The following is a 23,873-nucleotide window of genomic DNA, read 5'->3' on the forward strand; positions in this document are numbered from 1 at the left end:
CATGAATTACAGGTGAACCATGGAATCCATCAAACCGAAAGATTTTCGTTCCGTTAAAAATTTTCCCGGCACCACAGGCAACGATCTCGATGTGGTGCTGCATCGCTTTGCGAAAATCCAGGACATTAACTCATTACTTCTGGCCGCTCTGCTATTCTTACTGGCATACCTGCTCAATCTCGGTAATATAACCAACGCAGCGCTGTTGTTCACATTCTTTATACTCGATTGGATAATGCTTTGGTCACTACCGCGAGCCGGTCTATCGTATGGACCGCCAAAACCACCGCTGGTTATTCTTGCGCTTGGACGCATTATCTTAAACTTCATTCCCGCCCCCTGGAATTGGGTCGCGCAAATGGTTGGCGCGATGTTGGTAATTTATGGTTTTTGGGTGGAACCGCATTTCATCCGGTTCGGAGTTCAAAAACTGAGCAGCCCCAAAATAAAATCCTCCCGGCCGATACGAATTCTTCATCTGGCTGATCTGCATGTGGAGCGAATCACTTACCGCGAAAAGCAGCTCAACCGCATGGTCGAACAGTTAAAACCCGACCTGATCTTATTTTCCGGCGATATCCTCAACCTCTCTTACCTCAAAGATGATCTGGCCTGGCGTTCAGCCCGTGAGATCATGGAAAAATGGAAAGCGCCATACGGCACATACCTTGTAACCGGCAGCCCTGCAGTTGACCTGGAAGAAAACTTTCCAAAAATTATTGAAGGACTGCCAATCACCTGGCTGAATGATCAAACAGCCGAAGTGGATATAGAAGGCACCCGGCTGCAAATCATTGGGCTGACATGCACCCACAAGCCGTTTGAAGACGCTCCCCGCCTGGAGAAAATCATCAGCCCGCAAAACGGAAGTTTTTCCATCCTTCTCCACCACAGCCCAGACTTAGCCCCCGACGCTGCCCTTCATCAAATCGACTTACACTTGGCCGGCCACACCCACGGAGGCCAGGTTCGCCTACCCTGGTACGGCGCGATTGTTACCGGCTCATTGTATGGCAAGCAGTTTGAAGCGGGACGCTACCACCTGGATCAGACGACTCTCTACGTGAGCCGGGGCATCGGGCTGGAAGGGGCCGGCGCTCCGCGCGTGCGCTTCCTTTGCCCCCCAGAAATTACTCTTTGGGAACTTTCTGGCAGCGACCAATAACCAAACCCACGTAGAAAATAAAAAGCGGTTCCTCTCCCAAGGGACCGCTTTTTTCTTGCCTCTTTGAACCGGCGCAGCCAAAGAAGCAGATAGATTCCAGTACTTATTTTAGCGCATTTTCTATATATGCAACAACCGATTGGATAGCCTGCGGCAGTTTGCTCGCATCTTTTCCGCCTGCCTGCGCCAGCACAGGCCGCCCACCACCACTTCCACCAACAATTTCAGCCGCGGATTTCACCAGGTTGCCCGCGCTCAACCCACGCTTGACCAGATCATCCGTAACGGCCGCAATCAACATCGGTTTATCCTTAATCACACTTCCCAACAGCACAACGCCGGATGAGTAGTGATCGCGGAAGCGATCGGTCATCTGCCGTAGGGTATCCGCGTCTGCGTCTTCAAGAATGGCGGCCACCACACTCACCCCTTTGACTGTCTGCGGTGCGTCCAAGTACTGCTTAAACTGCGCCGCAATTTGCTGCTGCCTATATTTGCCCACTTCCTTCTGCGACAGCTCATACTGTTTCAAGACAACCTGCGCTTTTTCGGGAACTTCGTCAATGCTAGCTTCCAGCAAAGTAGCAGTATACTTCAGGGCTTTCAACCGCTTGTGGACCAGTTCATACGCACCTTCACCAGTAACCGCTTCGATACGGCGAATGCCGGCGGCGGCGCTCGATTCTGCGGTAATCAGGAACATGCCAATATCGCCCGTTTTTTCCACATGCGTACCGCCGCACAGTTCATAAGAAAAAGTACTGGTGTCTCCAATGGAAATGGTTCGAACGCGCTCACCGTATTTCTCGCCAAATAAGGCCATCGCCCCTTCTTGAAGGGCTTCATCGAGAGATTTCCATACAATGCGCAGCGTGTGGTTTTCTTGAATGGCGGCGTTTACATCCGCCTCAATTTTTTCCAGTTGCTCAGCAGAAATCGCATCTGGGTGAGTAAAGTCAAAACGCAGCCGGTCTGGCGCAACCAGCGAACCGGCCTGGCGGGCATGATGACCCAACACTTTATGAAGCGCCGAATGCAGCAGGTGCGTAGCCGTGTGGTTGCGCATGATATTTCGCCGCCGGCGCACATCTACTGCCGCAAGGGCCATATCGCCAACTGTCACCTCGCCTTTAACCACCTTCCCTACATGCACCACAACACCAGCCGCTGGTCGGCGCACGTCTTCCACTTCTATTTCCCACGAACTGCCATCCAGTGAGGTGATTTTTCCAGTGTCATTGACCTGACCTCCAGATTCGATATAGAAAATGGAGCGCGGGAGAATAACGGAAACAGACTCGCCCACTTTTGCGGAAGGAACAACCGCACCATCTTTCACCAGCGCGAGTACTTCGCCCTCCATATTCAAATCGTGATAAGGGTCATAGGCAATTCCATCACTGGAAACTTTTCCGTTGGCCTGCAGCTCTTCAAAAACTTCACGGAACAAATCGGCATCTTCACCGCCCAGAGCACCCATCGCTTTTCCACCGCCAGAAGCGATCCGGTGTTCCTCCATCGCGGCGCGGAAACCGCTTTCATCCACGTCCAAATTTTGCTCGCGCAAAATATCGCGGGTCAGCTCCAGCGGCAGTCCATGCGTGGCATAAAGCTCAAATGCCTCTTTGCCATCCAGAACATTTTCTTTGCGCGATTTCATGCCACCAACCAGTTCATTCAAATAGGTAAGGCCTGCTTCCACGGTCCGTTTGAACCGTTTCTCTTCGCGTGTCAGGCTGGAGAGAATGATCTCGCGGTTCTTAACCAGTTCCGGGTAGGCTTCGCCATACGTCTCAATCACTTTTTCGGCAACCTGGGCCAGGAATGGTTCATTCAACCCGATCTTGCTGCCAAACCGTGCCGCCCGGCGAATAATCATCCGGCAGATATAATTGCGACCCGTATTCCCCGGGATGACGCCATCCGCAATCAGGAAGGAAGCCGAGCGGCTGTGATCCGCAATGACCCGGTAGGGAGTAAGATTGGCAGCGCGTTCTTCAGCCGAATCCCCCGTTAACTCCATCACCTTGTCCATCGATGGAGAAAGAAGATCGGTCTCGTAGTTGGACTGCTTTCCCTGCAACACCGAAACGATCCGTTCAAAACCCATCCCTGTGTCGACATGGCGGGCCGGAAGTGGTTCCAATTCCGTTGGGCTCTTGCGGTTATACTGGATGAACACCAAGTTCCACAATTCCAGATAGCGCTTGCAATCACCATTAACCCGGCAAACGTGGTTGGGATCATCTTTCTTATCGCAGTGTTGCGGTCCTAAATCAATATGGATTTCGCTGCATGGTCCGCATGGACCAGTATCCGCCATCTCCCAAAAATTGTCTTTTCGTCCGCTGAAAACAACATGGTCAGGCAGCATTCCTGGTTGGCTCAACCATACTTCTTTGGCCTCAGAATCATCCGGAATTTCTCCATACTCGTCTTTGAAACAGGTGGCCCAGAGCAAGTTGCGATCAATCCCCCACACATTGGTCATTAAATCCCACGCCCAGGTAATAGCTTCCTTCTTATAATAATCGCCAAAAGACCAGTTTCCCAGCATTTCGAAGAAAGTATGGTGCGTATTATCGCGGCCCACGTCATCCAAATCGTTGTGTTTCCCGGCTACACGCATACATTTCTGCGAATTGACCGCCCGGCTATATGCGCGATGGTCCGTTCCCAGAAAAACATCTTTGAATTGCACCATACCGGCATTCGTAAACAACAGGGTAGCATCGCCCCCTGGAACCAATGACGAAGAAGGCACAAAGGTGTGCCCTTGATTAACGAAATAATCGATAAAGGACTGTCGAATCTCAGCACCTGTCAATTTCTTCTCCATCTTTTCTCCTGTTTTTGACCATTCCACATTGAAATATTAATAAACCTGTACAATTCCGCTGAAATAGAATTATAAGCGATCCATTCCTTACAATCAATAAACTCCTTTTGAATTTCAACTCGCTGAAAACAAAAAGAATGGGCGGTCTGCGCACCCGCCCATCGTATTCACCGCTTTTCTACTGAGAGGAAATCAGCGCGAAACCGCCAGTTTAACCATCTTTCCATTCGGATCCAGAGTCACTCGCGCAAAATGATGGTGAACGTGATGCGCCACCGTTACCTGTTTCTTCATCGTTACCAATACCTGTTCTTCACTTTGTTCGCTCTGAACCTTTGCCGCCGGGTCCGGGAATCGCTCTCCCTGCGAAGAAATTACCATCGGCACCTCTTGCCGCCGCACCTGAATTTCGGCATCCGACAAACCCGGCAGGTAATCTTCAACCACTTCCTTGACTTCCCGTAAAATTTCAACCGGCACAACTTTTTCGACGTGTGATTGGTCACCATTATCCGAGACCGTCAAGACACTGACTTTCTCTTTGGATCGCGCGAAATTTTTCATATCGCCTTTTTGCCCATTGATGGTCGCCAGCGGATCTCCATACAGAACAAACGAAATCAAGGTCTTTTGGTCTTCTCCATCCAGGTATCCCTGACTTCGCTTCAACTGCTGTACCAGATCCACTTTCGCTCGCACCAGAGCCTCTCCTGCGGTTTTCCCCTCTTTCATATAGCGCCAGAAGAGATAAGCCAGCAGGTCCGCGCCAATCAACGGCGTAGTCACTGATCCATAAGCAATTCCCGTTGAGCCGACAAAGGCGTTACTGCCAATCGAGAGGAATTTCAGCGCGATGGACTTATCTTCGGTTTTTCCGGTTATGTGCGCGCCATAACAGGCTTCGGAAAAGACTACGCTGGGCGCGCGGCCGTTCTTCACCAGGTCGCGCGGGCAAAGCGCAATGGGGTAATCGGGACCGTTATAATTTTCAGAGACGTCTTTCTGGCCATACCACTCTGCGGTATCCTCCAACCCGTGAAGATTGTAATAACCAATTTGCGATTCAACCACCTTTTTCGCCTCAAAACTGCCTGAGAACTGTGGCGGTGAGACAAGTAGAGTTTTCCCATCGCCAACGGGACGGAACACAGCCATGGAAGACCGCCGCCATACTGACGCGGTATATCCAAAGGGCTGGCTGCGGGTGAGCATGGATTTCGGCTTGAATTTTGAAGCTGTTTCCAGCAAGGCCATGATCGGCTGAAGGAACATCTGCCACCAAGGAATTTCAGATGTCTGTTGCGCCTGCGCTTTCGTCAACCGCCGGATTTGGTCCAGCAGCATGCCGGCATCTGTGCCCGCTTCACCAACAAGCCGCCCCACCGGCCATTCGGGCACATAATAGTTTCCATCCACCGTCGCGTATGGATTATCGGAATACACTTCACGGTCCATGTCATCGGTTGGATTGGGCAGTTTGTGGAAAGGCACTACATCGGGCCCACCCACAATTAGCAATGCGCCAATCATCGCGCCTTTTTTGCTTAGCGCCTGGTCCAGGTCAGCCAGCGCCAGTTTTAACTTCCATGGGTCAATCTCATCCACCGCGGGAAGCCGAAGCTGGTTGGCGCTTTCAATATCATCCGGCATAAAGACCATCGCCCCCCATCCCGGCCGCTTTTTAATCGCGTCTTCCAGGCGCTTCATTTCTTTTTCCAATACGATGCGGGTTTGTAAACCATATTTCTTTTCCAATCCCAGCTTGGAAGAAAAAATGACATACATCGGAAAGCGCGAGTCATTGCGCACCAATTCAGGTTTCTTAAACTTCTTGGCCAATTTTTCAAACGTCTCTTCAATCGGGTTAACGCGAACATTCTTTTCGGTGCGAGTTCGGGACGCTGATTTTTTTGGCCCACCAGAACTGATAGGAGGCACGTCCTGCTTGTCGTATGCAGCCGTTTCAGGCTGGTCAAACGCCGTCCTCACCTGGGGCATCTCTACCAGGACTTCATCAGCCGGCTTGGGTTCCAATACCTCTTCAGGTTCGGCGTCGGATTGCGCAGCCTCATAAAGACTTTCCAGGGAGTCTGCAACAGTTTCTTCTGGCGCGAGAGCTTGCGATGTTTCTTCAACCAATAATGCCGCTGTCGCATGCGCGTCACCCTGCCCCAATTGGTTCCATCCTAATTGGCGGGCCACTTCCGGCGGCACCTGCAAATCAAATTTTATGCCAAAGGTTTCTGGCCACAAAGGACGGTACTTAAAATCACTGCCCCATAACCTTCTTGCCACCTGTGCGGCAGCATCCCGCGCAACCGATTCGTGCAGTAGATGGATGGCCTGCGAATCCTGGCCAAGTTCAATGAGTGCGTCTGCCAGAATGAGTTTTATTTGTAGGCACTCGGGCCAGCGTTTATGGTAAATCTTAGCCAAATTGACCGTCTCGGCATCATTATTCCGTTGATAGACCAGAGACAAATGCTGAATAGCGGGCAAAACCTCGCTGGGGTAGCGGGTGATCAATTCCACAATCTGTCTTTCTTTACCCATGCCATCTTCAATCAAGCCGCTCTCAGTAAAGAAAGAATCCATCTCCGCCCTGGTTGGATGGGAAAGACCATCCAAAGCGGCAAGGATTTCTTTTCTCTGCTGGCTAACACCCATTCCAGCCTGATCTCCGAGTTTGCATAGCGCGTCTTGCGCTTCGCAAAACTCAGGATCAACCTCAACCAGTCTCTCCAGAATTTTGATTGCCTGCTCTCTCTTTCCTTCACCACTCAACGCCTGGGCGAGCATACAACCAACTTCCAAATCACCCGAATAAGCGGATAACCATAGTAAAGAAGCCTGGCGGGCGAATCGATAGCTTTGCGTTGAAAGCGCGGTGCGCAACAATAAAAACAAGCGCTCACGCGATATGGATTTCAAGGTCTGAGATGCTTTCATTTGTGGTTGCCTCATAGGTTCTTGCTAACCTCCTAAGAATTATGCACAAGATTCAGTGCAACAATCGCGCCTAGTTGGCGGCGGATATTGACATTATCGGGAGACAATTCAGCGGCTTTGCGCAACATGATCTCCGCTTCAACATAATCTTTGCTTTCTCTCAAAATAAGCCCTGCGTTGAAGTACGGACGGAAATCATTGGGAGACACGCGTATGGCCTGTTGATATATTTGAATAGCCTTGCCATTTTCGCGGCGCTCCTGATACGTTTTCCCCAATTCTAAATACGCTTCGATCTCCTCATTATTCTGGCGGATCGCTTCGCTCAAGAATTGCACAGCCTGATCAAGCTGCCCGGAATTATGTTTCATTTTCCCTACCAACAAATTCAATCGCGACTGGCGAGGATCCAATTTCAAGGCTTCGATGGCTGTCTTTTCTGCGTTTTTCAAATCGCCAGTTTCCAACAAAAATTCCGCCTTCATTGCAATCACCTCAACATTCCTCGGCTCCCGTTCGATGATTTCATCCAGCAGAGGCAGCGCCACTGCAGCGCCATGGATGTTGCGAATGAGCCATGCACGCGCGTGCAGTGCCATGGTTGTTTGCTGTACCGCAGGCGAAGATTGTTCAATCACTTTCAAAGCCTTTTCATAATCACCATTTTCCGTATGAATCTGGCTCAAAAATTGTGTAATTGGGAGAGAATTTTTCTCGAGAGAAAATGCTTGCACGCCAAAATTCAGAGCTAATTTCAAATTCTCGGATTCACGCGCGACTTGCGCGGCTAACAGACAGTACTCACCACTCCGCGGTTCGAGTTGAATCGCTTTTTGCGCGCAGCTCAATGCCTTTTCGAAATACCGCATTTGCAAAAATGCCCGCGCATAAAGCGCCCACAGTTGAGCCTGCCCGGCGTTCTTCTCTTGTATGGGATCCAGTACTTCCAATGCTTTTGAAGGCAGTTGCCGCCTCAGATACACCGCCGCTAGCGACATCCGGTAACCGGCATCATCTGGCTGGCAGCGCACCGCGCTCTGCCAGTGACGTAAAGCCAGTTCCATATCATCCATTTTTTCGGCCATTCGGGCTGCGCTCGCCTGCCATTTCGGCTCCTCAGGCCAAACGGATAACGCGCTCTGGAACGCGCTGAGAGCTAATTCTGGCTGGTCAGCGGCAGCATGCAATTCAGCTTTAGCCGCCATCAGGAGTGGATTCTCGGGTTCAGCCAGTAAGCGATTTTCAAGATGTTTCAATCCAACTTCTGTGTTCTCTTCTAGGAAGCATAACGCCTGTTGGATCACTGTCCGGTATGTTTGGGGTAGTTTGACTGCAACTTGCAGCGCGCCCGCCTGGTTACCATGCCGCCGCAACAACGCCAGCAATAGAGATGCCCGCTCAAGGTTTACTAATTTAGAAACAGCCAGACCGACTGTCTCTGCGGATGGCTTGAACGCCGCTTCTGCCAACGCTTTCAGAAATTCAATCTGAGGACATTTTTCGGATTGCAAAAGAAGGTCGGCTGCCCGATCAAATGCGGCCGAATACGCGGCGTCGGGTAATGTGGTCACAGGCGCGTGATAATCACATCCAAGATCTTCATATAAACCACGGTCCTCAACAAGCGTAAGAATATGGTTGACCAGAATCTGCTGGCCTCCCAGGTGGGCTGGCAGTGATTCCAGGTATTCTTCGCACCACGCAATTGCCTGGCTCCACCGGTGATGATCAATTGCCGCCTGCGACATCCATAAATATGTGGTATCCAACAGCCGGAAGAGATTGGGCGTGTGACGAAGAACCCATTCAAAATCGGCTGATCCAGAAAAACCTTGTTCCAATCCCCTCACCGCGCTTAGGTACAGCCCTTCCGCGGTCTTCCACTCACCCCGTGAAACGAGAATGCGGGACTGGGCTGCCATCACCCGAGGAAATTCGGGACCAAAAGCCAATGCAGGCTGAAGGGAACGCGCGGCATCTTGATAATGGCCTTTTTCCAGTTCCATTTCAACTTTCGCGCACAGCAGCTCAACCCACCAGCGTCTTTCACTTTCAACAATCTGGTCAAAGGAAAGGTCATTCACCATCTCATCGATCAATTCAACAGCCTTTTCAGTCTCCAGATGGCTGCGCCGCATTTCCACCAGCATCAACCGCGCGGTTGACCACCCCGGGTTCAGCGACAGGCACTGCTGCAAATAACCTTCACCAGAAACCTGGTCTCCAGCCGCAAGAAAGGCTTCTGCTTTCCGCAAGTATACATATTCAGGCAGCGTTATGGATCGAATGAAAACCTCGGGCAGGTGGTTAATCATCGCGTCTGCCGGCACTGCCAAAGCGGTTTGTGTTTCCACCAATTTAGCCGCTTGTTCTAAACACGCCTCAGCCGCTTGATGGCGTTCCAGGCGGTTTAGTATGTCACACTCCAATACAAAGAACGGCGCTGATTCGGGCTCAAGTTCCGTACCAACCTGAATGTGCCCAAGCGCGGCTTTATCATAACCGGCCAGATACTCAAGGCATCCCAGAATGAAAAGTAAATCGGCGTCTTTCGAGTTGTCCAAAAGCACAGCTCGCTCCAGGCAGAAAGCCGCTTGCTGATAATCCTGAATTTGAAGGAACAAACTCGCTGCTCTCTTGAACCCGTCCAGATTCACAGTCTCGTGGCTGAGCATCTGATTGAGCGTGCGCTTGGCTTCTTCCACCCTGCCCACTTCCACCTGTAAACCAGCCAGCTCGATCCAAAAATGGGATTTTTCTGGACGCAGTTCTGTGAGGCACTTCAATGTGTGGATTGCGGATTCATGATCTCCCAACATCAAGGCCATACGCGCAAACCAGATTAAAGTATCCGGGTCATTTGGGTTCATTTTCAAAACCCGGTTCGCTTCTTGCATGGCTTCTTTTGGCAAAACAGCTGCCCGGTACGCTTCGGCTAACAACTGAAGAATCCCGGCCTGATTGGGTTGGCTATTCGCCGCGCTTTGCAATGATGCCAAAGCCGCATCAACCTTGCCTAACTGAAGTGCCGCCTTACCGAATCCAGTGCGAATACGCCAGTCTTTACCGCTAAAGCTCGAATCCATTCCCTCCATTAAGGATTGGTAAATCACCAGCGCGGGCTCATACTCGCCTTTAGCAATCAGAACTTCTGCCAGCAGAATCTGCCCATCACGGTCATCAGGATCAAACGCCAGCACTTTCTCGAGCGCTTGCTTGGCGTTCACCAATCGGGTGTAATCCACCTTGCCCTCGCGGGCGAAGACAAGTTGCGCATCCCCTACCAGGGTTTCCGCGTAGAGCATAAACCACTCTTTTGGCGCGTTCCTGGCTTTAACCGCCACTTCGAGGGGAAGCAAAGCCTCGTTCTTGCGATTCTGCGCGATAAAAACTTTCGCCTGGGTATACGCGATATTGTGATTCCCAGGCCATTGATTTCTCGCCTGCTCCAAAAACCCCTCAGCTTCATCCAGGTACCCAAGATTTAACAACGTCTGGCTTAACTGGCTGGCCACCTCGGCAGAATGGGGAGAGAGGGAAGCCGCTTTTTTCAAAAAGGGTAATGCTTCACTAAATTCCTGGTTTTGCTGGTATAAAACCGCCAGTTGATAATTGACTTCCGCTGATTCTGGCACAGACAATGCGGCTGACCGCAGCGTTTCCAGGGCGTGCTGGGTTTGGCTGGTTTGGGAATACGCCTCTGCCAGGCTTAACCAGGCATCTGGGTTTTCGGGCTTTACCAGAGTTGCGGTGGTCAGGTGTTCGATGCCATCTTCCACCTCCCCAGCAGATAACTTCGCCAGCCCCACCACATAGTGAGCCTGACCATTCTGCCCATCCATTAATAGCGCCTGACGGCCAGCTTCGACTGCCTTTTCAAACCGCTTGGTTTTCAAACTACATTCAGCCAGGCAAATCCAATCTTCCAAACCCGCATCCTGGCCTGTTTCCACCAGGCGCAACCGCATTTCATAAGCGCTCTCCCAATCCTCATAGCACTCTAGAATGTTGCCCAGAGAACGTAAATACTCCAACCGGTCTGGTTTGAGCAGACTGGCAAGATACCCATAACTGGTTGCGTCAAATTGATTTCCTAATTTCTGATAAGCAGCCGACAGACCGTTGCATAGTCTGTGATCACTTTTCCGTTCATTGAGCAGCATTTCTCCAAAAGTGGCGGCTTCCCGATATAGCTGTAACGCGAGAAGATCATTTAAAAACTCTTCAGGGTGCCAGTCCATATCCAATCGCGAGGCGTAAGCCTTGCCTGACATTCCCATTTCTCTTCGCAAATCATCCAGGCTTTTTCGCACGCTGGCTTCATTTGCTTCCGACCGGTCCCGTTTCATCACATTCAGAGCATTTTTTAAGTGTAAAACCGCAGGCATCGACTCCATAACTGAAGCGGGTAAATTGTCCTCTGGAAGCTCTGCCAGTTGCATCAGAAGCTCTGTAAGCTGCACGGGGTCTGCCTGGAAGACTTCAACATAATTTCGAATTTCATTTTGTGTCAGCGTTGTCCGCCGGTTCGCGATTTCCTCCAGCAATATGTCTCTTCGCCAGCTTTCAATGTCTTTTTGCAATTTCTTTTGAAGCAAACCAGCTTCTTCAGTATTGCCAGAGGCCGCCAACAAACCAGAGTTCTCGTGCAAATCCAGAACTTGAGAGGCAGGTTGCCATAAATCCATCCTCAATGACGATGCCTCCGTGCGTCTGGCTCGCAGCATTAAGAGTGTGCCAGCCAGTTCGCGGGCCAATTCTTGCCGGCCCGTAGCGATCAACCGGCGCAGCCACCGGGTGGGCAGGTATTCTTCAATCTCAACCAGAAAGGCCGTCAACCGATTAATCAAGGTTTCCTGATCCAGGCAATTAGCCAGCAGAATATGCAAAACAAGGTCCACCGCGTCCTGTGGTTGACAGGTTGAGAATAGACTCATCAACATCTCTGCCGGGTCGGGAACCATTCCATACAGGCAAACCAGCACGCCCTTCCACTGGCGAATCCGCTCAGGCTGGTGAGCAGATTCCCAGCCGATTAACTCTTGAACCAGGCCGGTCCAGTTATTCTTTACCCGCCGCCGCTCGCGCAAAGCAAGCGCCGCGAGCCCTGCTTCCGTCAGATTGGAAGGCAAACGAGATTCACGCAGCAACGTCTCATAGTGGCTAACCGCCTGTTTTTGCAACCTGGGCTCAATGGGCAATAATGGGTAGGATTTCAAATCCATCACCGAAATAGGCTCGCCAATCTGCTCAATCAGAATCGAAGCAGGCAGCCAACGGGAAATGTCATTTTCACTGGCTGCAAGTATACGGTCTGATAAATCACTCTCGAAGATCGCCTTCCAGATCAGGTCTTCTTGCCGGAGCGCAGCAACCAAAAATGAAGCCTGGCTGGCAGAGTACTTTCGTTGAATTTGCCGCATCCAATCAATTTCTTGCATTGAATACCCCTTTAATCTTGGGTGAATAGGTTTTTATACGGTTAAAGAATTTGCAACGCCATCAGGAAGGAAGCAACCACAATTACAATACCCACCACAACCAGAAAGGTGCCAATTCCAGATGTCGTCTTGACCAACTGGTTTAGCCCCTCAATCAACGAAGACGCGTTCCCAACCAGTCCGGCGATATCATCCGCCAGCCCTTTTTGGGCAATCTGGGTGGTTTGCTTGGCAATTGTCTTAACGTCTTCGCCGATAATTTTTGTAACCAGCAAAAAAACACCAGCGCCAATTGAAACCAGTCCGATCACAAACATCGAGACGGCCATCGTGAGGATCAGATCATGTACAGTAATGGGAATCATCATTGCCTCCTGAAATGAATTCGCGTGAATTCTCAAGAGGCAATGATGCAAGAACTATGCCAGGATAGGCATTTTTAGATTTGGGTATGACTACGGCTGGAAATATCTGCTGGCAAATGCTGCAGATCAATCGACTCATCATCACAGAATAAAAGCGCCCGTTCGATGGCGTTGCTCAATTCGCGAACATTGCCTGGCCAATCATACTCCATCAAGGCTTTCATCGCGACTGGAGTAACATCGGTGATATTCATGCCCATCTGGCTGTTCTTCTCGCGCAGGATGAAACCAACCAATTCAGGAATATCCCCTTTCCGTTCGCGCAGCGGTGGCAAATCCAGGTCTACAACCTTGAGGCGATAGTACAAGTCTTCTCGGAATTTGCCATCCTGGATCATTTTAACCAGGTCGCGGTTCGAAGCAGCCACAATTTGCACATCAACCTGAATCAGATTGGTTCCGCCCACCCGGCGAAAAGCTCTTTCTTCAATTGCCCGCAGCAGCTTGGCCTGAGTATCCATCGGCATGGATGAAATCTCATCCAGAAACAGGACACCCCCATCTGCCACCTCCATCAATCCATGCTTGCGCCGTTCTGCCCCGGTGAACGCGCCTGCCTCATAACCAAATAACTCTGATTCCAGCACGGTATTCTGAATGGCAGCGCAGTTGATAGAAATTCTCGACTTTCCGGCACGCGGTCCGCTCTGATGAATAAACCGCGCTAACACTTCCTTGCCGGTGCCGGTCTCTCCAGTGATCAACACCGAGACCGACATCGCTGCCGCTCGCTGCGCCTGGCTGACAAGCGCCTGCATTTTGGGGCTTTTCCCCACCACAAACTGTACTTTCTTTTGCTCAGATTGCCGAAAATGAGCCAATTCCCGCCGCATGGTAATCAGCTCTGCCGCACGTTCAATGGAAGCCTCCAGGCGCGCGAACTCAATCGGTTTGGTCAAAAAATCGTGTGCCCCATTCTTCATCGCTTCCACTGCCATCTCAATATCGCCATAGGCAGTGATTAAGATCATGGGCGGCTTGTTCGGCAAATGCGCGGTCTCGTGGAGTAAATTTGGCCCATAGCCATCGGGAAGTTGGACATCCAGCAGCACCAATTCAATATCGCCGCGCTGCAAGCACTTTCGAGCATCGGCCAGAGTAGCGGCCCCAATCACTTCATACCCCTTCGCCTCCAGAAAATCACCATAGTTGCGGCGGGCATTTTCTTCATCATCCACAATCAAAATTGTTAAACTCATAAATTCTCTCCATTATCAACGGGGATCAGAACGTGAAACACCGTTCCCCCAGGGAATGAACTGGCATAAATGCTGCCGCGATGGGCAGTTACAATTTGCTTGGTGATAGCCAGCCCCAAGCCGGTTCCTCGCGGACGGTTGGAAACAAACGGCTCAAACAGCCGGCTCTTAATCTCATCCGGTATTCCCGGGCCATTGTCAGTAACCGTAACTTCTATTTGCGGCGGATTGGTCACTTGCTCGCTGATGCAGACCTGGATCGCCAGCGTTCCACCGGTGTCGCGCATGACTTCCACCGCGTTACTGATTAGATTCGTGAACACCTGCTCCAGGGAACGTGAATCACCTCTTACAAACGGCAGCTGGTCAACAGACTGGTAATAGGTTTCAACACGCAGGCGCGTCATGCGTGGACGCCAGCGATCAATCACCCGCCGCAAGAGCAAATCCAGGTTGACGGGTTGTAAACGGATATCCATAGGCCGTGAGAAAGATAATACTGATTCCATCAAATCATTCAGGCGAATACAATCGCTCTGCATTCGTCCAATCAGCTCCTGGTTCCGGTCTTCACCGTTTATGCGGGTTGCCAGCAATTGCAAGCCAGTGGAAATGTTGTTAATGGGATTTCGCACTTCGTGCGCGAAAACCGCGGTTACTTCACCAATGGCTGCTTGCTGTTCCAGGTGCTGGGTTCGCGCGCGAATCTGTTCATTCTCGCTCAAGTCGGTTATGACCACCTGAATCGCCTGGACTGTGTTCGCCTGAAAAGTCGGAATGATTTGAATATTTGCGGGGAAAAGCTGCCCATCCCGCTTAAGCAGACTTACTTTCGTCAAGCCCGGCATCTTCATGCCACTACTGGCGGCTTCCAAAGCTGGCATTAATCCTTCGGGGGTGATTAAGATATTATCAGCCAGGTGACTGCGCACCTCTGCTTCAGCATACCCTAGAATTAATTCTGCCGCCGGATTCATTTCCGCTATACGCAAATCGGGGGTTAACACCAGCACCCCCTCCTTGATATTGTCTTGCAAATCGTTGCGAATGCTCAACTTCCTTGCCGACTGGTCTCTCTCTTTTTTCAGGTTATCGACCAGGGTGAAGTGTTGAAGGTTGCTGCTCAAATAATTGGCAACAAACTCAAACAAAAGATCAAGTTGCTGCCGAGACTGCCTTTCGGTAAAACCTGCTACCAGCAGACCAAAACTGGCATTCTCATTTCCCAAACGGGTTGAAATCACTTGGGCGAGGTTCGCCATCCGGCCAGCGCGGTGCAGCTCGGTTTGCACGCGCTTACCCGAAGTCCAAATATTGGTCGCTGCCAGCCGGATTAAATCAGTCGAAGGAATACTGTCTGGAAAGATGCCTGCTGCCTCACTACTCACCATTTTGCACAGCTGCGGATAGCTGCCCACAGCCTGATAAACGCAAATCAAATCTGTTTTTAAAATTCCCTCAATGACCCTGAGCATTTCCTGCATCAGATGGTCCAACCCAGAGCTTTCCACCAGGCGGGTTAATTCCAATAGCTTCGGTAAATCAGCGTCCTGATCAGCGCTGCCAAATTCTGAAGTCTTCTTGGGAATATCCACCTGCAGAACCGCCCACTGACCGGCGGCATCGACGCCGGTCAACTGCAAGCGGACTTTGATGGGGTCTCGTTTTCGCCGCAACATCACCGCGCTTAATTCCGCCCCCTGTTCAGCGGTTTCCAGCCGCGCGTTATCAAACAGATCGCTCAACGGCCTGTCGATTAAGTCCCGCAGGCTAAATGCACTGACCTTCAATAGCTCGCTGTTGGCGTACAGAATAAGGCTGCGCTTCTTATCCACGAGAAGCGCAGCTTCGGGCATCAGGTTGAGCAAACTGCCAAAGTCTTCCAGGGTTGGCTGTTTTCCCCGAAAAATGGATGGCAGCGAAGCATAATTGCCAGATTGGATCATAGTTATACCGGGTTGTGGCGTAGGAGAGCGGGTAAAATTCCTTCCATCGCGCGGTATTTTGCAACCGTCCGGCGGGCTACTTGAAAACCTTCTTTTGCGAGCATCTTGACCAGCTCCGCGTCACTCAACGGACGGTTCTCGCGCGCAATTAAATCACACAATACCGTTCTCACATTCAAACTGCGGTCAAAAAAAGAGGCAAGCGGAACTATCTTTTTATTCGGCAGCTGAACAGTTTTTTTCGCGACCGCCCGAGATATGGTTGACTCATGCACATCTAACTGCCGGGCCAGCTCGACGCGTGTAAGAGAGACCATGTGCCGGTCTCCGATCAGAATCGCTTCTTTTTGCCGCTGCACAACTTCCAACAGCAGGCGTTGCATGGTGTGATTTCGCTGCTGTAAACATTTTACCAGCAATGACGCCCGCTCAATATCGCTTTTCCATTCCTCTTTTTTGGATTCATCCACCTGCTTAATAGCTTTTCGGAACATCGGGTTAATTTGCAGGGTGCCGCTGATAGGCATAATGATTTCCACAACCAGTGGCATGGACGTATCTTCATTGATGTGCCCAATGATGATATCAGGGTGATGATATACCTCCGCCGTGTCTGCCGCTGGTTGACGCACATCCCCCCAATGTGTCCGCGCCGGGTATGGGTTCAGATTTTCACTGATAAATTGGAATGCATCCTGAACGGCGGCAGCAGTCGAGTGATACTTTTTAGCCAGTTCAGCGTATTGGTGCCGGCTGAGCAGGCTCATTCCATCCGCAATTAAAGAATAGGCAAGCGGTGGAATATCACTCACATCTTGCAGCACATCAAGCTGAACCAGCATGGCCTCATTGGGTGAACATGAACCCACCCCAATCGGGTCCGCGTGCTGGATCAGTTTTTGAATCTCAAGAATTCGGGAAATGGGTATATGATAATATCTAGCCAGCTCAGGAATGGAGTTGCTGTCCAATAATCCATCATCATCGAGATGCGTCAGCAAATGGGCCGCCACCCGACGATCTGCGACTTCAAGGTCTGGGGCAATCTGGCGGAGAACATACGTTGGCAGGTCTTCAACAACCGTTGAAAAGCTGTCTGCCCCATAATCTGCCTCGTCTTCAGACGATTTTTCTTTGCTAAAAAAATCGTCCCGTGGCGAGATGAACACCAGAGGTTCATCCTGCCCGAGGTTATTGGGACTGCTGCACACCGGGCAGGCGCCAGAGTCTGGCAGAATCCGCTTACAGGTTGGGCAGCGCCGCTCCTCAACCAGTTCCAAGGCGGGGTTGGCAGCCAATTCGGAATCAATTTGTTGGCGCAATTCATCGACGGTTAAACTAAGCAGCGTCATTGTCTGTGCCAGATGCGCTGTGGTAAGCGGCCGGATGGATTGTGTGTGCAGTTGAAACATGAAGCATCCCCTGGAGTTTTGATTAGTATATAGACTTTTTCGGTATGGTGCAAGGTTCGTGCCAACTCATTCGTGATAAAATTACCCACCAGAATAAAGGCTTACAGCATGGAAAAAATACTGAACATTGTCGGTGGTGGGCTGGCGGGGAGTGAAGCAGCCTGGCAAGCTGCCCAGCGCGGCGTCAAAGTAAACTTGTTCGAAATGCGCCCTTTTGTTCAAACGGGAGCGCATGCCACTGCGGACCTGGCGGAATTAATTTGTTCCAATTCTCTTGGGTCCCGCCTGCCAGACCGTGCAAATGGCGTTTTATCGCTAGAATTGCAGCGGTTGAACAGCTTGCTCCTCGAATGCGCCACACAGACACAAATCCCCGCCGGAGGCGCGCTGGCCGTGGGTCGTGAAGCGTTTTCTCGATTGGTAACAGAAAAAATCGTCAATCACCCCAACATTACCCTCATCAGAGAGGAAGTCAAGACCATCGCTCCGGGGGTGACGGTAATTGCAAGCGGCCCCTTAACTTCACCCGCTCTTTCCGCAGAGATTCAGAATTTGGCTGGCATGAACAGCCTTTTCTTCTTCGACGCGCTGGCCCCCATTGTCACCGGTGAATCCATTGACATGAACATTGCCTTTCGTGCCTCACGCTATGACCGCGGCGTGCAAGCAGATGGCGATTATATCAACGCCCCCTTCACCCGCGAGCAATACGACCTCTTCGTTTCTGAGCTGATCAAAGCAGAGCGGATTGAGCTAAAAAGTTTTGAAACTCAATTGGAAACCGGCGTGCGTGCGGGTCTGCACCCGTTTTTTGAGTCTTGCCTGCCCGTGGAAGTGATCGCGCAGCGCGGCGAGCGTGCCCTGGCGTTTGGCCCTATGCGTCCGGTCGGATTAACCAATCCGCACACCAATCACCGCCCATACGCGGTGGTACAACTTCGCCAGGACAATCTTGCCGGCGATCTGTATAACCTGGTTGGCTTTCAGACCAATCTCAAATTTTCCGAACAAGAACGCGTCTTTCGCCTGATCCCTGGACTGGAAAATGCCGAGTTTGTTCGTTACGGGCAAATGCACCGCAACACATTTATTGCCGCGCCTCTACTGTTGAATGCGCACCTTCAATTCAAAACACAACCCCGCTTGTTTTTCGCAGGGCAGATCACGGGTGTGGAAGGTTATTTGGGAAACATCGCCACCGGCTTGCTGGCTGGGATGAACGCGGTTCGCTTTCTAAACGACCAGCCCCTGCTACACCCCCCCACCACCACCATGCTTGGCGCACTGCTCAATTATATAACCCAGGCAGAGATCGATCACTTTCAGCCCATGAAAGCCAATTTTGGCATCTTGCCGCCCCTTTCCATCCCCTCACGAAATAAGCGTGAGCGGGCTGTCGCCTACGCAGACCGGGCGCTCCAGGATATGCAGACCTGGTTGACAGATCATCAATTGGATGTCCAACCATGATCAACCAAAAGAGTTTTTTTACATCACTGCTTTTCACGGCCATTCTCTGCATGGGACTTTCTGCCTGCCAGCCAGCAGAGACACCCCCCACATTCCCCCAGGTGGCAGATGCGCCTTTAGCAATAACGCCAGAGCAACCCCTGACCTTTGACATGACCCGCGCGTACCAGCATGTGGAGGCGCAGGTAGCCCTTGGGCCGCGCACACCCTCCAGCACCGCTCACAGCCAGGTAATTGAGTATATATCCTCCGAGTTAACATCAACTGGATGGCAGGTAGAGAAACAAAAAGGGGAATATAACCAGCAGCCGCTGATCAATATCATCGCCAAGAAATCTGACGCGCCCCCGCAGATCATTCTCGGCGCGCACTACGATTCTCGTTTTTATGCCGACCAGGACGCCGACCCGGCGTTAAGCCTTCTGCCGGTTTTGGGTGCAAACGACGGCGCTTCGGGAGTGGCGGTGCTGTTGGAACTGGCCCGCGTCCTCCCGGAAGATGTAGCTTCTTCGGTGTGGCTTGTCTTTTTTGACGCGGAAGATCAGGGCCGCATCACCGGATGGGACTGGATTCAAGGGTCGCGGTACTTTGCCGAACACCTCAGCGTTACCCCCCAGGCAGTTGTGATCGTCGACATGGTAGGAGACCAAAATCTGCGCCTGCCCTTTGAACAGAACTCCACCGCGGAACTGGCTGCCGAAATTTGGGCAACAGCCGCGCAAGCGGGATGGAACGAGCACTTCATCTCTGAACCGGGTTTCTCCATCCTGGATGACCACACACCCTTTCTGGAGAAGAACATTCCTGCCGTAGACATCATCGATTTTGATTACCCGTATTGGCACACCAGCCAAGATACGCTTGACAAAATTGATCCGCAGTCCCTGTATATGGTTGGAGAAACACTGCGCCTCTGGCTGATTCAGCGCCAATAATTAGCCAAAAGATCAAACTTGTCGTAAACTTAAGCCAGGTATGAGTATCCAGGAATCTCTCCAATCCATTCAAGCAGAATGGATTCATCAAATATTGATTCAACTATCACCTGAAGACCCAACCAACGAGGATCTTATCAGGCTGGTATCCCATTTTTTCGCTCAGTTCTCCCAGGCTGTCATCAACTGCCAGCCGGCATTCCTTGAACCGGAAATTGAGAATTTCTCTTCCGCCTTGCCATCCACCGATCTCGAAGGCAAGTCCAACCAGGTATCGCAATTCCTGAAGATCTTTGTGGACACCTTTTACCATACCGGGCGCGAGACACTGTCCGCGCAATCATTTCTTGAGCTTCTCGATGCCGCTTTTCCGGTCACGACGCGTGCGTTTGAAATCAGCTCAGACCTGGAAACAAAATCTGTGCGGCAGCGCTCGGACGCAGAAATTGAGACACTTAAACAGCAAATGGAAAAAATTGACCGCAGCAAATCTGACTTCATCGCTGTGGCCGCCCATGAACTAAAAACACCGCTGACCCTCATCGAAGGGTATTCAATGATGCTCAAAGAAATCATCATTCCCGACGGCAACGATTATCAGGCCAGCTTGATCGACGGCATTCGGAATGGCACGCGGCGGCTGAAAATGATCATCGATGATATGGTCGATGTTACTTTAATTGAGAACAACTTGCTCAAGCTTAATTTTCAACCCGTTTGGCTGAACCAATTGTTTGCTCATCTTCAAGCAGAATTGCAGCCCGCGTTGGATCAGCGCTTCATCCGGCTGGAAATCGACCCTTTTCCCGGCTTTAGCGAAATGACATTTGGAGCGCCTGATCGGTTGGAGCAAGTATTTCGCAATATTCTCAATAACGCCATCAAGTTCACCCCCGATCACGGCTGGATTTATATTGAAGGCAGACAACTGCCCGGATTCATCGAGGTCATCGTGCGCGACACAGGCATTGGCATTAATCCCGAAGACCAGCCATTAATCTTTAACAAATTCAGCCGCATCGGTAACGTGGCCTTGCATTCAAGCGGCAAGACAAAATTCAAGGGCGGCGGGCCGGGACTGGGTTTGTATATTGCCAAGGGTATCGTCGAATCACATGGCGGCGCGATCTGGGTAGAATCCGAAAAATGTGACGAAGATAAATTACCCGGATCTGCCTTTCATGTGATCTTACCCACCCGGAGCGCGCTCTCCGACGACAAAATGACGCATCTTTTTTCCAACGGTCCAAAAACTTACCACCAGGAAGTACCCAAACAACTACAATGAAACCATCCAATTCTTCAAACACCCACCCAGTCAACTTTGAGCCTGCCCAGCGCATCGCGGGATTCAAACCCTATTACTTTGCCACGCTGAACCGACGGATTGACCAGCTTCGCTCGCAAGGAAAAGACATCATCCGGATTGATATTGGCTCACCCGATTTACCGCCGGCTGACTTCATCATTGAAACCCTGGTTGAATCGGCCAAATCGACTGAACATCACGGGTATGGGCCGAACGGTGGGCCAGCAAAATTCAAGCAAGCCGTTGCTGAGTACTACCACCACCGCTTTAATGTTGAATTGGATCCATCGTCACAGGTATTAGGCCTCATCGGCTCTAAAGAGGGTTTGTTCCATCTCACCCAGGTGCTGATCAATCCGGGTGATATTGTCCTCGTCCCCGACCCCGGTTACCCGGTATACAAAGCCAGCGCCCTAATTGCCGGCGCCGAGGTTGTTACCCTTCCGCTGCTGGCCGAAAATGGCTTCCTGCCCGACCTGGATTCAATCCCCAGTGAAATCGCTCAGAGATCAAAAATTCTCTGGCTCAATTACCCTAATAACCCCACCGGCGCCGTTGCGGACCTGGCATTTTTCCAGAAGGCAGTCGATTTTGGCCGCCGTAACAACTGTATGATCGCGCACGATGCCCCTTACACAGACGTTTGCTTCAATGAGTACGTCGCGCCGAGCATCCTGGAAGTGGATGGAGCCGAGGAAGTCTGTGTGGAGTTCAACTCGCTTTCAAAAACCTACAACATGGCCGGCTGGCGCATTGGCATGGCGGTTGGCAACCCAAAAGTGATCAGCTACATGCACACCTACAAAAGCCAGCTCGATACCTCACAATTCACGCCCATCTTTGACGCTGGGGTGGCAGCCCTAACTCACGATCAAAAATGGCTGGTTGAGCGCAACCACATTTACCAGCAGCGGCGCGATATCATCCTTGAGGGTATTCGCTCCGTTGGCTTTACTGCCCTCACACCCCCCGCCGCCATTTACGTCTGGGCGCGCCTGCCGGAAAAATTTTCCAACAGCATGGATTTTTGCAATCGGGCATTAGAAGAGATCGGTTTGAGCATAACCCCGGGTGTCATTTACGGTGAGCATGGCGAAGGTTTCGTACGTCTATCTCTCTGCACGCCCGCTGACCGCTTGCAACAGGCCATGAGCCGGCTTTCCGGGTGGATGAAAACACAGAACTGACGGAATACTATGGCAAAAAAAAGCACAGAAACAACCGACCGCCCCAAAGAACGCGCCTTCTTGGTAGGGGTTGAGATTCGCAGCGAAGAACATTTGCTTTCGTTGGAAGACTCGCTTGAAGAGCTTTCACTGCTGGCAGATACTGCTGGTCTGGTCGTGGTTGGCGAAGCCACCCAGCGGCTTGACCGCCCCTATGCCAACACCTATATTGGTTCAGGAAAAGTGGAAGAAATCAAAGCCCTGGTAGAGGACTGCCTGGCCGAAGTGGTGATATTTGACAATGAACTTTCTCCGCGTCACCTGCGCGAACTGGAGAAAGAGTTTGGCACAGCCGTTCGCATCATCGACCGTACCGCACTGATCCTAGATATTTTCGCCCTCCACGCCAACACGCGCGAAGGTGCCCTGCAGGTCGAACTGGCCCAATACGAATATCGTTTGCCACGCCTCACACGCGCCTGGACGCACCTCGCCCGGCAGGCTGGCGGCGGCGGCGGGCGATCAGGGAGCGTTGGTGGCGTCGGGTTGCGCGGGCCGGGCGAGACCCAGCTGGAAGTCGACCGGCGGGAAATCGGCCGACGCATCAGCAATTTGAAAAGCGAGTTGGAAAAAATTCGTGCCCACCGCTCTCGCTACCGCGCCAACCGCCGACGCTCGCAAATCCCCGTGATTGCCCTGGTTGGCTATACCAATGCGGGAAAATCGACCTTGCTCAACCGGCTTTCCAACGCGGGTGTGTACGTTGCCGACCAACTGTTCGCCACATTAGACCCAACTACCCGCCGCGTGGAACTTCCCGGTGGTCAGGTCGTTTTATTCACAGACACGGTGGGCTTTATTCAAAAGCTGCCCACGCAGTTGATCGCGGCTTTTCGTGCCACGCTGGAAGAAATCGCCGAGGCTGACCTGGTTCTCCATATCGTCGATATCACTCACGTAAACGCCCTGGCGCAATGGAACGCGGTGCAGCTAACGCTAAAAGAAATTGGCGCCGACCAAATCCCGGCCCTCACTGTATTAAACAAAATCGACCGCTTGCCCGATCCGCAAGCGGCAATGCAGGTGCTGCAGAATTTTCCAGACGCATTGGCCATCTCTGCGCTCAAAGGCCAGGGAATTGATGAACTGCTAGCGCTGGTGCAGAAAAGGCTCTACGAAGAACTTCTGCCCATTTCCGTCCGCATTCCCTACACCGAAGGGCAGCTAATCTCCTTGTTTCACGAATCCGGGCAGGTGGAAAGGATTGAACACCAGCGCGGCAGCGTCATGATTGACGGCAGCATCCCTGGCAGATATATCACTCGCTATATGCCCTTTATCCATTCAGGCGACCTTGAACCCGAGGAAGAATAAATGCTTCACGTTTTTTCACGTTTGATCGACCGTCTATCTAATTTCTTTGCCGCCCGCAAAGGTCTGCTACCCATTCTGGGCATGCTCCTGATTGTGGTCAATTTTATTCTCCGTCATTTATCCAGCGGGTGGCTGGCAGACAGCGATCTCTTTCTGCACCTCGGCACTCTCATTGCCCTGCTGGGATTCCTACTCGCCTGGGCGCTGTAGAGAGTCAGGTTAACAAAAAAATGGACCTCGCAG

General features: G+C 51.5%; 14 protein-coding genes. 7 read left to right on the forward strand and 7 right to left on the reverse strand.

What is annotated here, in order from left to right:
- The first annotated feature begins 19 nt into the window (after positions 1–19).
- A complete protein-coding gene (locus tag ADN00_RS00900) occupies positions 20–1,165 on the forward strand; it encodes a metallophosphoesterase (RefSeq protein ID WP_075061063.1) in 1,146 nt (381 codons plus the stop codon).
- 103 nt (positions 1,166–1,268) lie between these two features.
- On the opposite strand, the gene alaS is transcribed toward ADN00_RS00900, so the two are convergent.
- The 7 genes from alaS to ADN00_RS00935 form a co-directional block, all read right to left on the reverse strand.
- Positions 1,269–4,004 (reverse strand): alanine--tRNA ligase, encoded by a 2,736-nt coding sequence (gene alaS, locus ADN00_RS00905; RefSeq protein ID WP_075061064.1) that lies wholly within the window; start codon positions 4,002–4,004, stop codon positions 1,269–1,271.
- 192 nt (positions 4,005–4,196) lie between these two features.
- On the reverse strand, positions 4,197–6,953 hold the full coding sequence (locus ADN00_RS00910; RefSeq protein ID WP_075061065.1) for a C25 family cysteine peptidase: 2,757 nt from the start codon (positions 6,951–6,953) through the stop codon (positions 4,197–4,199).
- 32 nt (positions 6,954–6,985) lie between these two features.
- Positions 6,986–12,394, reverse strand: a complete 5,409-nt coding sequence (locus tag ADN00_RS00915; protein WP_075061066.1) for a tetratricopeptide repeat protein — start codon at positions 12,392–12,394, stop codon at positions 6,986–6,988.
- 41 nt (positions 12,395–12,435) lie between these two features.
- Complete coding sequence (locus ADN00_RS00920; protein WP_075061067.1) at positions 12,436–12,759, reverse strand: hypothetical protein; 324 nt, start codon at positions 12,757–12,759, stop codon at positions 12,436–12,438.
- Between the two features lie 74 nt (positions 12,760–12,833).
- Positions 12,834–14,018, reverse strand: coding sequence for a sigma-54-dependent transcriptional regulator (locus tag ADN00_RS00925; RefSeq protein WP_075061068.1), 1,185 nt, complete (start codon positions 14,016–14,018; stop codon positions 12,834–12,836).
- Entirely contained in the window at positions 14,015–15,964 is a 1,950-nt protein-coding gene (locus tag ADN00_RS00930) for an ATP-binding protein (RefSeq protein WP_075061069.1), read from the reverse strand. The genes ADN00_RS00925 and ADN00_RS00930 overlap by 4 nt, the downstream gene beginning before the upstream one ends.
- Before the next feature lie 2 nt (positions 15,965–15,966).
- Positions 15,967–17,376 (reverse strand): RNA polymerase factor sigma-54, encoded by a 1,410-nt coding sequence (locus ADN00_RS00935; RefSeq protein WP_075061070.1) that lies wholly within the window; start codon positions 17,374–17,376, stop codon positions 15,967–15,969.
- Between the two features lie 108 nt (positions 17,377–17,484).
- On the opposite strand from ADN00_RS00935, the gene trmFO reads away from it, so the two are divergent.
- Genes trmFO through ADN00_RS00965 form a run of 6 tightly spaced genes read left to right on the forward strand, consistent with a single transcriptional unit; the run spans position 17,485 to position 23,840 of the window.
- Positions 17,485–18,846 (forward strand): methylenetetrahydrofolate--tRNA-(uracil(54)-C(5))-methyltransferase (FADH(2)-oxidizing) TrmFO, encoded by a 1,362-nt coding sequence (trmFO, locus tag ADN00_RS00940; RefSeq protein ID WP_075061071.1) that lies wholly within the window; start codon positions 17,485–17,487, stop codon positions 18,844–18,846.
- A complete protein-coding gene (locus ADN00_RS00945; RefSeq protein ID WP_075061072.1) occupies positions 18,843–19,781 on the forward strand; it encodes a M28 family peptidase in 939 nt (312 codons plus the stop codon). The genes trmFO and ADN00_RS00945 overlap by 4 nt, the downstream gene beginning before the upstream one ends.
- A gap of 40 nt (positions 19,782–19,821) precedes the next feature.
- The gene (locus ADN00_RS00950; RefSeq protein WP_075061073.1) at positions 19,822–21,069 is read left to right on the forward strand and encodes a sensor histidine kinase; all 1,248 of its coding nucleotides are present in this window, start codon (positions 19,822–19,824) and stop codon (positions 21,067–21,069) included.
- Positions 21,066–22,277 (forward strand): aminotransferase class I/II-fold pyridoxal phosphate-dependent enzyme, encoded by a 1,212-nt coding sequence (locus ADN00_RS00955; RefSeq protein WP_075061074.1) that lies wholly within the window; start codon positions 21,066–21,068, stop codon positions 22,275–22,277. The genes ADN00_RS00950 and ADN00_RS00955 overlap by 4 nt, the downstream gene beginning before the upstream one ends.
- A 9-nt stretch (positions 22,278–22,286) precedes the next feature.
- A complete protein-coding gene (gene hflX, locus ADN00_RS00960; protein WP_075061075.1) occupies positions 22,287–23,630 on the forward strand; it encodes a GTPase HflX in 1,344 nt (447 codons plus the stop codon).
- The gene (locus ADN00_RS00965; protein ID WP_075061076.1) at positions 23,631–23,840 is read left to right on the forward strand and encodes a phage holin family protein; all 210 of its coding nucleotides are present in this window, start codon (positions 23,631–23,633) and stop codon (positions 23,838–23,840) included.
- The last annotated feature ends 33 nt before the right edge of the window (positions 23,841–23,873 follow it).

The sequence above is a fragment of the Ornatilinea apprima genome (assembly GCF_001306115.1).
Taxonomy (GTDB): Bacteria; Chloroflexota; Anaerolineae; order Anaerolineales; family Anaerolineaceae; genus Ornatilinea; species Ornatilinea apprima.

Bases quoted from the DNA above. Each gene is read 5' to 3' on its own strand.
- ADN00_RS00955 (WP_075061074.1), top strand. From the start codon at position 21,066: ATGAAACCATCCAATTCTTCAAACACCCACCCAGTCAACTTTGAGCCT.
- ADN00_RS00900 (WP_075061063.1), top strand. From the start codon at position 20: ATGGAATCCATCAAACCGAAAGATTTTCGTTCCGTTAAAAATTTTCCC.
- ADN00_RS00965 (WP_075061076.1), top strand. From the start codon at position 23,631: ATGCTTCACGTTTTTTCACGTTTGATCGACCGTCTATCTAATTTCTTT.
- ADN00_RS00930 (WP_075061069.1), bottom strand. From the start codon at position 15,964: ATGATCCAATCTGGCAATTATGCTTCGCTGCCATCCATTTTTCGGGGA.
- ADN00_RS00925 (WP_075061068.1), bottom strand. From the start codon at position 14,018: ATGAGTTTAACAATTTTGATTGTGGATGATGAAGAAAATGCCCGCCGC.
- ADN00_RS00920 (WP_075061067.1), bottom strand. From the start codon at position 12,759: ATGATTCCCATTACTGTACATGATCTGATCCTCACGATGGCCGTCTCG.
- ADN00_RS00910 (WP_075061065.1), bottom strand. From the start codon at position 6,953: ATGAAAGCATCTCAGACCTTGAAATCCATATCGCGTGAGCGCTTGTTT.
- trmFO (WP_075061071.1), top strand. From the start codon at position 17,485: ATGGAAAAAATACTGAACATTGTCGGTGGTGGGCTGGCGGGGAGTGAA.
- hflX (WP_075061075.1), top strand. From the start codon at position 22,287: ATGGCAAAAAAAAGCACAGAAACAACCGACCGCCCCAAAGAACGCGCC.
- ADN00_RS00915 (WP_075061066.1), bottom strand. From the start codon at position 12,394: ATGCAAGAAATTGATTGGATGCGGCAAATTCAACGAAAGTACTCTGCC.
- ADN00_RS00935 (WP_075061070.1), bottom strand. From the start codon at position 17,376: ATGTTTCAACTGCACACACAATCCATCCGGCCGCTTACCACAGCGCAT.
- alaS (WP_075061064.1), bottom strand. From the start codon at position 4,004: ATGGAGAAGAAATTGACAGGTGCTGAGATTCGACAGTCCTTTATCGAT.
- ADN00_RS00945 (WP_075061072.1), top strand. From the start codon at position 18,843: ATGATCAACCAAAAGAGTTTTTTTACATCACTGCTTTTCACGGCCATT.
- ADN00_RS00950 (WP_075061073.1), top strand. From the start codon at position 19,822: ATGAGTATCCAGGAATCTCTCCAATCCATTCAAGCAGAATGGATTCAT.